14 protein-coding genes are annotated in these 12,082 nt (G+C 34.9%); 10 read left to right on the top strand and 4 right to left on the bottom strand.

Going from position 1 to position 12,082, the window contains the following annotated elements:
- Nucleotides 1–450 precede the first annotated feature (450 nt).
- On the bottom strand, nucleotides 451–1,386 hold the full coding sequence (locus Q5760_RS14605; protein ID WP_428908367.1) for a cation diffusion facilitator family transporter: 936 nt from the start codon (nucleotides 1,384–1,386) through the stop codon (nucleotides 451–453).
- Nucleotides 1,387–1,674: 288 nt separating this feature from the next.
- Here Q5760_RS14605 and Q5760_RS14600 point away from each other — a divergent pair, with 288 nt between their 5' ends.
- The 4 genes from Q5760_RS14600 to Q5760_RS14585 all read left to right on the top strand — a co-directional run bounded on the left by Q5760_RS14600 (nucleotide 1,675) and on the right by Q5760_RS14585 (nucleotide 3,575).
- Nucleotides 1,675–2,394 carry a DUF3784 domain-containing protein gene (locus Q5760_RS14600; protein WP_428908366.1) on the top strand — a complete coding sequence of 240 codons (720 nt, stop codon included), beginning with the start codon at nucleotides 1,675–1,677 and terminating at the stop codon, nucleotides 2,392–2,394.
- Between the two features lie 19 nt (nucleotides 2,395–2,413).
- Nucleotides 2,414–2,974 carry a GNAT family N-acetyltransferase gene (locus Q5760_RS14595; RefSeq protein WP_428908365.1) on the top strand — a complete coding sequence of 187 codons (561 nt, stop codon included), beginning with the start codon at nucleotides 2,414–2,416 and terminating at the stop codon, nucleotides 2,972–2,974.
- An 88-nt stretch (nucleotides 2,975–3,062) separates the two neighbouring features.
- Nucleotides 3,063–3,230: a lipoprotein gene (locus tag Q5760_RS14590; RefSeq protein WP_428908364.1), complete on the top strand. Its 168-nt coding sequence runs from the start codon at nucleotides 3,063–3,065 to the stop codon at nucleotides 3,228–3,230.
- Nucleotides 3,231–3,233: 3 nt separating this feature from the next.
- Nucleotides 3,234–3,575: a redoxin domain-containing protein gene (locus Q5760_RS14585; protein ID WP_428912593.1), complete on the top strand. Its 342-nt coding sequence runs from the start codon at nucleotides 3,234–3,236 to the stop codon at nucleotides 3,573–3,575.
- Nucleotides 3,576–3,886: 311 nt separating this feature from the next.
- Here Q5760_RS14585 and Q5760_RS14580 read toward each other — a convergent pair whose 3' ends face one another.
- A complete protein-coding gene (locus Q5760_RS14580; RefSeq protein WP_428908363.1) occupies nucleotides 3,887–4,306 on the bottom strand; it encodes a universal stress protein in 420 nt (139 codons plus the stop codon).
- 255 nt (nucleotides 4,307–4,561) lie between these two features.
- Here Q5760_RS14580 and Q5760_RS14575 point away from each other — a divergent pair, with 255 nt between their 5' ends.
- The 3 genes from Q5760_RS14575 to Q5760_RS14565 all read left to right on the top strand — a co-directional run bounded on the left by Q5760_RS14575 (nucleotide 4,562) and on the right by Q5760_RS14565 (nucleotide 6,622).
- Nucleotides 4,562–6,040 carry a SulP family inorganic anion transporter gene (locus Q5760_RS14575; RefSeq protein WP_428908362.1) on the top strand — a complete coding sequence of 493 codons (1,479 nt, stop codon included), beginning with the start codon at nucleotides 4,562–4,564 and terminating at the stop codon, nucleotides 6,038–6,040.
- Nucleotides 6,041–6,167: 127 nt separating this feature from the next.
- The gene (locus Q5760_RS14570) at nucleotides 6,168–6,407 is read left to right on the top strand and encodes a hypothetical protein (RefSeq protein WP_428912592.1); all 240 of its coding nucleotides are present in this window, start codon (nucleotides 6,168–6,170) and stop codon (nucleotides 6,405–6,407) included.
- 56 nt (nucleotides 6,408–6,463) lie between these two features.
- The gene (locus tag Q5760_RS14565) at nucleotides 6,464–6,622 is read left to right on the top strand and encodes a hypothetical protein (protein ID WP_428908361.1); all 159 of its coding nucleotides are present in this window, start codon (nucleotides 6,464–6,466) and stop codon (nucleotides 6,620–6,622) included.
- A gap of 43 nt (nucleotides 6,623–6,665) precedes the next feature.
- Here Q5760_RS14565 and Q5760_RS14560 read toward each other — a convergent pair whose 3' ends face one another.
- Complete coding sequence (locus Q5760_RS14560; protein ID WP_428908360.1) at nucleotides 6,666–8,090, bottom strand: Na+/H+ antiporter NhaC family protein; 1,425 nt, start codon at nucleotides 8,088–8,090, stop codon at nucleotides 6,666–6,668.
- A gap of 197 nt (nucleotides 8,091–8,287) precedes the next feature.
- Between Q5760_RS14560 and Q5760_RS14555 the strand changes: the two genes are divergently transcribed.
- From Q5760_RS14555 to Q5760_RS14545, 3 genes are all read left to right on the top strand, one after another.
- Entirely contained in the window at nucleotides 8,288–8,713 is a 426-nt protein-coding gene (locus Q5760_RS14555; protein ID WP_428908359.1) for a universal stress protein, read from the top strand.
- A gap of 208 nt (nucleotides 8,714–8,921) precedes the next feature.
- Nucleotides 8,922–10,136, top strand: coding sequence for an MFS transporter (locus tag Q5760_RS14550; protein ID WP_428908358.1), 1,215 nt, complete (start codon nucleotides 8,922–8,924; stop codon nucleotides 10,134–10,136).
- 82 nt (nucleotides 10,137–10,218) lie between these two features.
- The gene (locus Q5760_RS14545; RefSeq protein ID WP_428908357.1) at nucleotides 10,219–10,989 is read left to right on the top strand and encodes an SDR family NAD(P)-dependent oxidoreductase; all 771 of its coding nucleotides are present in this window, start codon (nucleotides 10,219–10,221) and stop codon (nucleotides 10,987–10,989) included.
- 47 nt (nucleotides 10,990–11,036) lie between these two features.
- Here the strand turns inward: Q5760_RS14545 and guaC are convergent, their stop codons facing one another.
- The gene (gene guaC, locus Q5760_RS14540; RefSeq protein WP_428912591.1) at nucleotides 11,037–12,020 is read right to left on the bottom strand and encodes a GMP reductase; all 984 of its coding nucleotides are present in this window, start codon (nucleotides 12,018–12,020) and stop codon (nucleotides 11,037–11,039) included.
- Nucleotides 12,021–12,082 lie beyond the last annotated feature (62 nt).

Here is a 12,082-nt window from a genome sequence, read left to right as displayed (position 1 = left end):
TCCCGTCCTATACGTTTTGTGAAAAATAATATATATAACACTATAAAAAAGAGGGAAAGATGAATAATGTCGAAAAGAATCGGAAACTATTTATTGATAGTGTAAGCGCTTACCGTTATAATGAAATTAGGTTGGATGGCACGAGTGGTCATCATCGTATTTAGCGTAGGCGGGGCTAAATACAAGGGGATAGCTTCATGTTTAATGTTTATTGCACATGTGAAAATAAGGAAGTTTAAAAGAAACCTATAAACCTGAATAGGTCATCTTAATGATGTCTAGGATATGATATTCTTAAATCATAAAAGCTGTCCCGAGTATACAGGTCTCTTTATGAGGGACAAATGAAAAAAAAGGCAAATCTATTCGTAAAGCGAATAAATTTGCCTTATTTTTATGTGGATAAGCTTTTAAAGTCTAGCATCTTCATAGAAAGATTTAGTATATTTTTTAGGCTTGTTGTCTTAAAAAATCTTTTCCGTATTGTCCATGATCATGGATCATAGGATTTTCAATTTGGATAGTTGAATGGACAATTTGATATTTACTTGCTAATAATTCATTAATGTTCGCAATGGTTTCGGAAGCTTGACTGTCGTGATAAACAAAAATATGGGCTGTTAATGAATAATGATTGGTTGTAATTGTCCATAAATGCATTTCATGAACGTTTTCAACTCCTTTAATGGAGAGAATGTCTTGTCTAATGAGATCTAGATCAAATTGATCTGGTACAGTTTCCATTAAAATAAGATAGGATTCACGGATAATTTTTGCTCCACCAATAAAGATGACGCCTCCAATAATCATACTAATGATCGGATCAATGATCATAAGACCTGTAAACCAGATTAATAACGCAGAAATGATGACACCAATTGAATTTAATAAATCTCCAATAAAATGCCATAATGCACTTTTAATATTTAAATTTTCTTCATCCCTAGTACTTCTGCTCAATACGATGGTCAAAACAATGTTTACGATTAAACCAATGATTGCTATGGTTAACATTAATGTAAAGTTAATTTCGGAAGGTGTAATCATTCGTTTAATCCCTTCAATAAAAATCACTACGGATATCACCACTAGCGCTAACCCATTAATAAAAGAAGCTAATATTTCAAACCTAAGATAGCCAAATGTATACTTTTTATTTGGATTTCGAGTTGCCATGTAAATGGCTGTCATACTCAGTCCTAAGGCAAGTACATCAGAAAGCATATGGGCAGAATCAGATAAAAGAGCTAAAGAGTTTGAAAGCATCCCTCCAACCACCTCTACCAATGTAAAAAATATCGTTAATAAAAGGGTTATCCATAATGCTCTTTTAGATTTTTGCTGTTTTTTTATATGATCAAGGTGATGATAGTCATAAGTTTTCATATTTTTTCTCCTCCTCTCACTATCATTATATAGCTATTTTACGTAAAAACAATACCTAATTGAGAATTTTTATTTATAATTGAGAATTAAAATCATCAGATTTTCCAATATGATCAACCATTGATAATGGTTATCGTTAGGAATTAAATTAAAATAATTATTATTAATTTGATTTAATGCAGTATACTAGTAGGAGAATATCTATACAATCGCGGTGACGCAAATATGAGATGTGTATAACCTTCCTGAAAATGGTACACTGTTAGCAGGATTAAAGGAGGGACAGAAATGTGGGTTCATATCATGATTGAACTAATCGTCATCGGGTTATTTTTAGTTTTTGGTTGGGCGATTCGTACTAAACAACAATACGGGTTATTATCTGGATTTAATAACCGATCAGAAGAGGAACAAAAAGAGTTAATTGAAAGAGGGTATCCTCAAAAAACGGGTACTTTGCTCATTTTTACCGCAGTCGGAATGCTCCTTCTTTTTCCACTTAACTTTACGACCCTTCCATATGTGATTGAAGTTCAGTATGGCTTTATGATGATCTTTTTATTTGGTGGTATGATCTATCTTTCTAGATATGAGGTGCCGTCTAAACAAAAGAAAAGTTTATGGTTAGGATTAGGTTTTAGCTTTTTGATTTTTGGCTTTATTATTGTTTTATTTTTCATTGGCTATCAGCCCAATGAGTTGGTCGTAAATGAAGATACTTTTGAGATTAATGGAATGTATGGGGATGAATGGAACTTGGCTGATATTGAAAAAATTGAAATATTGCATGACATGCCTGAGATCCATTATAAAGAAAATGGCTTTGGGATGGAAAATTTATCAAAGGGGCATTTTTATGTTGAAAAATATGGAAGCAGTCTTCTGTTTATTCGTCATCAAGCACCTTATTTATTAATTGACTTAAAAAATAAATCAATTTTTATTAATGGGAAGAATACCGAACAAACCAACGGTTGGTATGAACAATTAAAGCAAGAAAAACAGTAAAGTCCGGAGGTATTTTATTTTGGAATTCATCACAATTGATCAATGGGATGAAGACGTATGGGAAAAATGGAAAGTCGTATATCATGAAGCGTTCGGCAGTAGTAATGGAAAACAAAAAATGGTGATTAGAAATATGTTTTTTAAAAAGATGTGCCGTTTTCACTATTTAATGGAAAACGGGGTAATCATTGCTGTGGCATTATCGGGCATTTTAAATGGTTCAAACCTTCTTCTCATTGATTATTTAGCTGTAAGCCAAAAGGTTCAAGGTCGGGGTGTTGGTAAAAAAATGATGTTTGAAATAAAGAAATGGGGAAGTGAGCACGGTTTTACAGGAATTTTAATAGAAGTAGAAGCTGAAGAAACAGTCGAAAATATAAGACGAATTCAATTTTGGAAAAAGTGTGGTTTTACGGAGACCGATTATGTTCACAATTATAAAATCGTTCCTGAAACATATAAAGCGATGTATATGACATTCTATGAGAATGCGGAATTACCAGATAGAGAAGAGGATTTCTTTTTATTATTAAGTAACTTTCATCAAAAGTCGTTTCGAGGTGCTAATCAATCTATATAATCCCTTCCTTTCGATTCTTTAGAATTGACGAATAAATAGTGACCCTCTAAAATGAAGAAAGATAGCAACTAGAAGGGAGGGATAGCAGTTGAACAAGAGATGGGCACCAATCATACTAATCGCAATTCTTTTATTAGTAGCATGTGGACAAAAAGGATTAGCAGAACCAGTAACTTTACTAGATCATGAGAAGAAAGAAGTTACATTCCCACCCGAGAAGCCTACGGTTTTCTTTTTCTTAACGACTTACACCTGAAGTATCTGTCAACAGCAACTCGTTGGGTTGCATCAGAATTTAAAAGAGTTAGAGGAATTAGATATTCCGATGTATATTATCAGCGGAGATACGTCGGACGAACAAGCTTTATTACATGAGGCTTTAATTCAAGAAGTTGGGACAAGTCTTCCTTTTATTTCCGATCCTGAATTAGAATTAATCGACCATATGGGAATGAAAAATGGTGATACTTCATATCGCGGTTACGCTTTAATGGACGAGGAAGGCAATGTTGTATTTAAAACAGTTAATGATCATTATGGTGAAGAAATCGACCAAACGATAAAAGAAATAAAAGAAGAGTATAATCAGATAAAAGATTAAATCATAAACCTCTAAAAGAACTAGCTTTCTTTTGAGGTTTTTTATTTTGATTGTTTATTAGACTCACATAAAACTAGGAAGTTAGTTTTAATAGTATTAGATCGAGTTTTAATAAAGAAAATAAAATCATTTGCTCACAAATCTTTATGATTTCATGATTTCTTCACCTTGTTATTACACTCAATACAAAGTATTTTATGATCTTCTGTTTGAATCCCATTAAAGAAACCATCTAAGCAATAAATGTTCTTTTCACATTGAAAGCAAGTACCAACCAGTTCTTTCATTATTATTCCCCACTTTTATATGGTTTACTTCACAATCATTACAGGGCAGTTGGCTCTTTTGGCAACATTATGACTGACACTGCCTAGAACCATTTCTTGCATAACATTTAGACCACGACTTCCGATAATTACAAGATTGAATTGATTTTCATTGCAATACTTTACAATTGATGGACCTGGTTCACCACGAAGGATTTTGATGACATATCGAACTCCATGTTTTTTAGCTAATTTTTCAATAAACTCAACTTTTTCTCGTCTTTTTTGTTCTATTTGAATGGGATTAGAATAATTAAGAACGTCAGCTTTGGAAGCATTAAGATCAATGACATAAACGATTTCAATATAAGAATGCGGTACAAATTTGGCTAATTCGATCGCTTTTTCGGCAGCTCGATAGGAGTGAAAAGAACCATCTGCTGCCAATAATATATTATTAAACATCCTTTTTCCTCGTTTCTGTCTTTTTGTCACACAAAAATCAGTTCTTTTGTTTATATTACTAACATTTTATAAAATTCTTCTTTTGAATACAATAAAACTAGTAAAACTAAGAAAATAAAAGATTGAACAGAATGTCCTCGCTTACATGCAATTTCCCAAAACCGTCAAATTCAAATATAATTCATTATGTTTAAAACGGTCCCGACTTTCATGAGAGTTGAAAGTCAAAAAATAAATTAAATGAGGTGTTACGGTTTGAACTTAACTAAAATTAAAAATGAATGGTTTGGGAACATCAAGTGCGATGTACTAGCGGGTATTGTTGTGGCTCTGGCGCTTATTCCAGAAGCGATTTCCTTTTCCATAATTGCAGGTGTGGATCCGATGGTTGGATTGTACGCATCGTTTTGTATCGCCGTTACCATTGCCTTTGTTGGTGGTCGTCCTGCTATGATTTCCGCTGCAACAGGTGCAACGGCACTTGTGATGGTAACATTGGTGGCACAACATGGCTTGCAATATTTATTGGCAGCGACAGTCCTGACAGGTGTGATACAAATTATCATGGGAGTCTTAAAACTGGGGAATTTAATTAAATTCGTTCCCCGTTCAGTGATGACAGGATTTGTAAATGCGCTAGCTATCATGATTTTTATGGCGCAATTACCACACTTTGTCGATGAAACGTGGCAAATGTATGCAATGGTAGCAGGTGCCTTAGCGATAATCTATATTTTACCAAGATTTACAAAAGCGGTACCCTCCTCTTTAGTAGCCATTATTGTGATTACAATTATAGCTGTGATGACAGGCAATGGTGTCCGAACAGTAGGAGATATGGGTGAATTAACTCAGACACTTCCGATTTTTTTAATTCCAGATATTCCGTTTAATCTTGAAACATTACAAATTATTTTTCCTTATTCATTATCGATTGCGATTGTCGGCCTTGTTGAATCTTTACTTACTGCTCAAATTGTTGATGATATGACAGATACCGAAAGTGATAAAAATAAGGAAGCGCGTGGTCAAGGGATTGCCAATATAGTTTCTGGATTCTTTGGAGGTATGGCTGGGTGTGCCATGATTGGACAATCAGGTATTAATGTCAAGTCAGGTGGAAGAGGACGACTATCTACATTAGTTGCTGGGGTCTTTTTAATGATCTTAATTGTATTGTTACATGATTATTTAGTTCAAATTCCAATGGCCGCATTGGTGGGAGTTATGATTATGGTATGTATAGCTACTTTTGATTGGTCTTCATTAAAGATGATTTATAAAGCACCTATTACAGACACAATTGTGATGGTTGCAACTGTTGTAACGGTTCTTATGACACATGATTTATCAAAAGGCGTGCTTGTAGGAATTATTTTAAGTGCTATCTTCTTTGCAGCAAAGATCTCAAAAGTGAAAATAACGACTCTTTCTGCAGAGGGAGCAAATAAGAAAATTTATCATGTTTCTGGACAATTATTTTTTGCCTCCGTTACTGATTTTATCCACAATTTTGATTTTAAAGAAAATGTGAAAGAGATCGATTTAGATTTAACAAATGCGCATTTATGGGATGATTCCGCAGTAGGTGCCATTGATAAAATCATCATAAAATATCAACAAAATGGAGTTAAGGTAAACTTAATTGGATTAAATAGAGAGAGCAATAAATTAATTGAACGACTCTCAGTTCACCAAGAAACAGGAGTTTTCGAAAAAGCAGTCAATCATTAAACTTGATTAGGGTGCCTGGTGTCTTCCATAAACTGGAAGGTGCCAGGCACCCTTGTTTTTACATACTAACCAATGATAAATCGATACTAATAGGGTAGTTGTAAAAAAGGGGTGTCATAAGGTGGCGATGTGTCCGATTTGTAATGGGCTTCGAGAACTTGAAAAAATTTGCACGGTATGTGGTACAACGTTAGCTGACTCTGGAAAAGTTTCCGATTTTCTTGATCCTTATGGTCATTATAATGACGAAGAAACAATCAAAATGGGAGATGGCTATCCTCATACAGCAAGAGATCAAATTTGCCCTCATTTAATGATATGTAAGAACTGTAATCATGATCAAGTTGTGTTTATTCAGGAAGTGTAAGTGTATCAAAAAAACACACAGTTATATTTACAACTCTATATGAAAAGAGGAATAGTATGATAAATCCAGATCTTGATCAATTTACTAAAATTGCCGAAAAACATAGTACTTTTAAAGAAAAAGGTAAGCATCCAAATCGTGGCTTGAATGATGATAATTATAATAATCAAAGTGATACTGATAAATCTGTAGGTGCAACAGGGCGTAAAGGATAAAAAAGTCAGTTCAAGTGCTCGATCGAGCATTTGAACTGACTTTTTACTGTACCAATAGTCCGGCTGCAATATACAATAACACTGAAATACCAGCACCTAATGATGCTAATCTCAATTTATATCGGGCATAATTTACCAGATCTAAATCAAGTATCGAAGCGGTTGTTATAGTCGTATCACCTAGTGGTGAGGTTAACGCACCAAAAGCCCCGCTAGCAAAGACAGCTCCAACGGTTAAGGGAATTGACGCGCCCGTAGAATGGGCTAAGGCAATTCCAAGTGGCATGAATAATCCCCAAGTCCCCCATGAAGAACCAATGAAATAACCAACTACCGCTCCAATCAGAAAAATCGTTGCAGGCGTCAAATATGCTGGTAGAAAACCGCCTAATGTCGAACTGATAAATTCTGAAAAACCAAGATCTTCTGCCGATAAAGTTAGTGCCCAAATAAGAATAAGTAAACTGATCGCCTGCATCATTTGATTGCCTCCATCATAAAAGTGATACAGCAGTTCATTTAATGGTTGTTTTCTAATCATATAAAAAATAAAAGTTACCACTAGCACGATGAATACCGCCAACAGCATCACGAATGTCGCATCTGCAATTGAAAATGCTTCAAATAGGGTTTGAGCCCCCAGAGACACACCATTTTGCCATAGAAGATATAAAGTTAATCCAATCAATAGAAAGACCGGAAAGATCAAATTCCATGGTTGGGATTTTACCATTGATAATTCTTTTTTTATTCCTGTACGGTGGAATTCATGTTCAATTTCTTCTAATTGTGGCAAGCCAATATTTTCATTACTATTCATTTTCTTTGACGACCAAAAAGATTGGACAATGCCAATTACTAACATGACAATCGCAAAAAAGTCGAACAAAATACTTAAAAGGAATATTTCATATGAAGACATTCCTATATCCAATCCAGCTATCCCACCTTCAACAAGAGAAACCATAAAACCAACAAAAGCCGTTGCCACTGGTAATAGAACAATGACGGATTCAGTAGAAATATCCAAAGTCATACCCACTTTTCGTCTAGATAAGTTCATTTTTTTAATCAATGATTTAATGATGGGTCCGATCAGCATAATGCGGAACATTGGCATCATAAAAGTAAAAGGTAACGTCATCCAGATTAAACTGAGCACACCTCGTTCTGTGTGAATCTTGTCACCCATCCATTCTGCAAATCCTTTTATTCCCCCTGAAATATTCATCATTCCGACTAAGCCGCCAAACAAATATAAAAAACTAATTATTTTAATATTTGCTTGATCTGAAAGCGTTGTAACAACATATATGACGGATTGTTGTATTCCAATTAACAGTTCTGAAGTGACAAAGTAAGATCCAACCAATAGTCCAACTACAAGTCCTGGTAAAATGTCCTTTAACCAGATAGACATTGCGATCACGATTAAAAAAGGAATAATCGAAAGCCAGGTAAAATCCAATATAATTCCCCCATAACACTTATTCATTCAAAGACTCTTATAAAGTATTACAAAAAAACAGAGGAATTATTTACGAATCGAAAAAAGGAATACAACTTAGAAGTAAATAGTAAAGCTCAGTCAATTGTTAAAGAATGATATCAATTTTGGAGATTTTTGTTAAAATGAGGTATATGATATTTTTGGAGGCTAGTACAATGTTCAATCGGATTTTGGTCGCAGTAGATGGTTCAAAAATGAGTGATAAAGCATTAAAGTCGGCAATCCAATTTGCTAAGGAAAGGTATTCTACAATTGGAGTCATTCATGTTGAAAAAAATATACGTTTCCCTGAATTGATGTCAAATGAATCAGTCGATCAAGTATATATTTCTTTGAGAGAAGAGGGTAGTGAAATCTTAAATAACGCAGTATCATTTGCTGCTGAAGAAGGTATCGAAATTGAGCCTATATATATTATGGGAGACCCAGCTATACAAATTGTGAAAAAGGCAGAAGAGGGGAACTATCAGTTAATTATCATGGGGAGTCGTGGATTAGGAAATATTAAGGGACTCATGCTTGGCAGCGTCAGTCAACGTGTTTCCCAATTATCTCATTGTCCAGTTCTGATTATTAAATAACATTAAGCGTACAGGCTCAAACTCTAAATCCGTTTGAGCCTAATTTCATCGAGATAGTAATAAATTTACTAATACTCCTATTATCATGCGAAATTTAACCTGAAATAATAAACACTTTACTCTATTAACATAGTAAAAACATTATTGGAATAAATTTTTGTAAGTGATAGAATAGAATATAGATTCATTAAACTGGGAGGAATGTTTTTTGAGTAATCGATTATGGACAAAAGATTACATATCTGTCTGCCTGACGACTTTCTTTATGTTTCTAAACTATTATTATTTACTTGTGACAATTCCAATATATTTAATTCAAGATTTGCAAGGGAATACTGCACAGGCTGGATTATTAGTAGCAGCGTTCTATGTAGCTGCGATTTTCATTCGATTCGTTGCAGGAAGATGGATAGAATCCTTTGGTATTAAAAAAGTGTTTATAGTATCTCTGATCATTTATCTAGGTGCAGCATTCATGTATTTTTTAACTACATCCTTATTTAGTTTGTTGATTTTAAGGGTGATTCATGGAATTGGTTTTGGCATGCTCACTACAGCAACGGGAACGATTGTAGCAACGATTATTCCAAATAGTCGAAAAGGAGAAGGAATGGGTTACTACGGTCTCATGATGAATATTTCAATGGCATTAGGACCGTTTGTTGGCTTATTAACTATGAACCAATGGGGTTCATTCGTCATGTTTGCAGTAAGTGCAGTTAGTGTGTTGATCGGTACTTTTACAGCTTTCTTAATCTCACTACCAAAACAAGATAAAAAAGATGAGATGATCATACAACCTAAGAAAAAAGGTGTTAAAATAAACGATCTTATCGAACTGTCTGCACTACGTATTTCACTAGTTAGTTTCTATTTCGCAATTGTCTATTCATCTATAGTTTCGTTTGTGTCTGTGTATGCAGAGGAAAGACAATTGACAGAAGTAGCTAGTTATTTCTTTATTGTTTATGTAATTGCATTGATGATCTCAAGACCCTTTACTGGAAAATGGTTTGATCAACACGGTGCGAATGTGATTATGATCCCTTCCATTATTAGTTTCGCACTCGGAATGTTCTTATTAAGTCAAGCGAGTGGTGCATTTTTATTTTTATTATCTGCAGCCTTTATTGGTCTTGGATGGGGGACGATTTTTCCTACGGCACAGACTGTTGCGATACAGATTGCACCATCTAATAGAAAAGGAACTGCAACGGCCACATATTTGTCAACAATGGACTCGGGTATTGGGATTGGCTCGGTAATTGTTGGAATTCTAGGAGCACAAATTGGATATAGCACTTTATATTTATATAGTTCCATTTTTGTCATTCTTGGTTTACTTGTTTATTACTTCTTACATGGAAAAGAAAGTCATAATATTAGAGAACAGATAAATGAACAAGCATTAGAAGTTAAGTAAAGTTGAATAAGTAATTAATCAAAAGCTGTTCATTAGGGGAAATGCTCCATGAACAGCTTTTTATATAAAAAGGAGGATTCATATGGATTTACAATTGGTAGGCAAAAAAGCACTCATTACAGGGGGAAGTCGCGGAATTGGTAAAGCAATTGCTCGTCAATTAGCGTTAGAGGGAGTGGACTGTACCATTTGCTCGAGAAACGAAGAAGCTTTACAGGAAACCGCAAACGAATTAAGAAAAGAAACAGGAAGAAATATATATGCAATTACAGCAAACATGGGCGATCTTCATTCAATAGAAAATCTTGTGAATAAAGCGGCAGAAGAAATGGGAGGAATTGATATTCTCATCAATAATGGAGCACGTGTAAGCGGAGGAGAACCAGAGGGATTCAATGAAGTTAGCGATGAACTCATTTTAAAAGATTTTGAGGAAAAATTTATGGGCTATTTTCGTTGTACACGTGCTGTAAGTCCTTATATGAAGAAAAGCGGCTGGGGACGAATAGTCAATATAAGTGGAACAGCTGCAAGAACGGGCGGATCCATTAGTGCTGGGGCAAGAAATGTATCGGTTGTTCATCTTACAAAAACGTCTTCAATGGAATTGGGGAAATATGGAATAAATGTCAATGCGGTATATCCAGGTATAACAATGACAGAAACGACGAAAGAACGCATTCCAAAAACAGAAGATTTAGAGAAAATAGCAGAGGGAAATGCGATTAACCGTGTTGTAAAAGCAGAAGATATTGCAAACGTGGTAACCTTTTTAGTTTCTCCATTATCTGTAGCGATTACAGGAGATGTGATCTCAGTAAATGGAGGAGCAGGGAGTTCTGTTTACTATTAAAAAGTAACGGGACAAGGAATCCAAGCTCCTTGTCCCGTTTAACTAGATCAATAAACTCGATCACCATTAAAAATTGAATTTTTTACAACTACATAATCAACGTTTCGAATGGCACTTAATTTGTTTCCGCCCGCATAAGAAATAGAGGACTGAAGGTCTTGTTCCATTTCAGTTAATGTATCTTGAAGAGGTCCTTTGTATTCAACATACATTTTTTTACCTTCAACGTTTTTCTTTTCACCTTTTTGGAATTCAGAAGCGGAACCAAAGTATTCTTTATAACGCTTTCCGTCTTTCGTATAGGTTTCTCCCGGTGATTCTTCATGACCAGCAAATAGTGAACCAATCATCACCATGGTTGCGCCAAAACGTACGGATTTGGCAATATCACCATGTGTACGAATTCCACCATCTGCAATCACAGGCTTACTTGCTGCTTTTGCACACCAGCGAAGTGCTGCTAGTTGCCATCCACCTGTACCGAATCCTGTTTTTATTTTTGTAATACAAACTTTTCCTGGTCCGATTCCGACTTTTGTTGCGTCAGCGCCCGCGTTTTCAAGCTCTCTAACAGCCTCTGGAGTACCAACATTACCAGCAATGACAAAGCTCTCTGGCAAGATGGATTTAATATGTTTAATCATATTAATCACATTTTCTGAATGCCCATGAGCAATATCAATAGTAATATACTCCGGTTTTAGTCCTTCGTGGGCTACCTGTTGAATGAAATCGTATTCTTCGGGCTTTACCCCAACGGAAATGGATGAGTATAATCCGCGCTCATTCATATCTTTAATAAATGAAATTCGTTTCTCTGGCTCGAAACGGTGCATAATATAGAAATAGCCATTCTGGGCTAGATAAAGTGCAATTTTTTCATCAATAATGGTTTGCATATTGGCAGGCACAACTGGAAGTCTGAATGTGCGTCCTCCTAAAGTTACACTTGTATCACATTCTGAACGACTGTTCACAATACATTTTGCCGGTATTAATTGTATATCTTCATAATCGAATACTGTATCCATCATTTATTTTACACTCCTAAAAACGAATATTAAATCATTTGTTACATTAAAACGTTCGTCCA

The sequence above is a fragment of the Niallia sp. Kr1 genome, from assembly GCF_050389805.1.
Taxonomy (GTDB): domain Bacteria; phylum Bacillota; class Bacilli; order Bacillales; family Cytobacillaceae; genus Bacillus_BD.
This window is presented reverse-complemented; position numbering and strand designations above follow the sequence as displayed.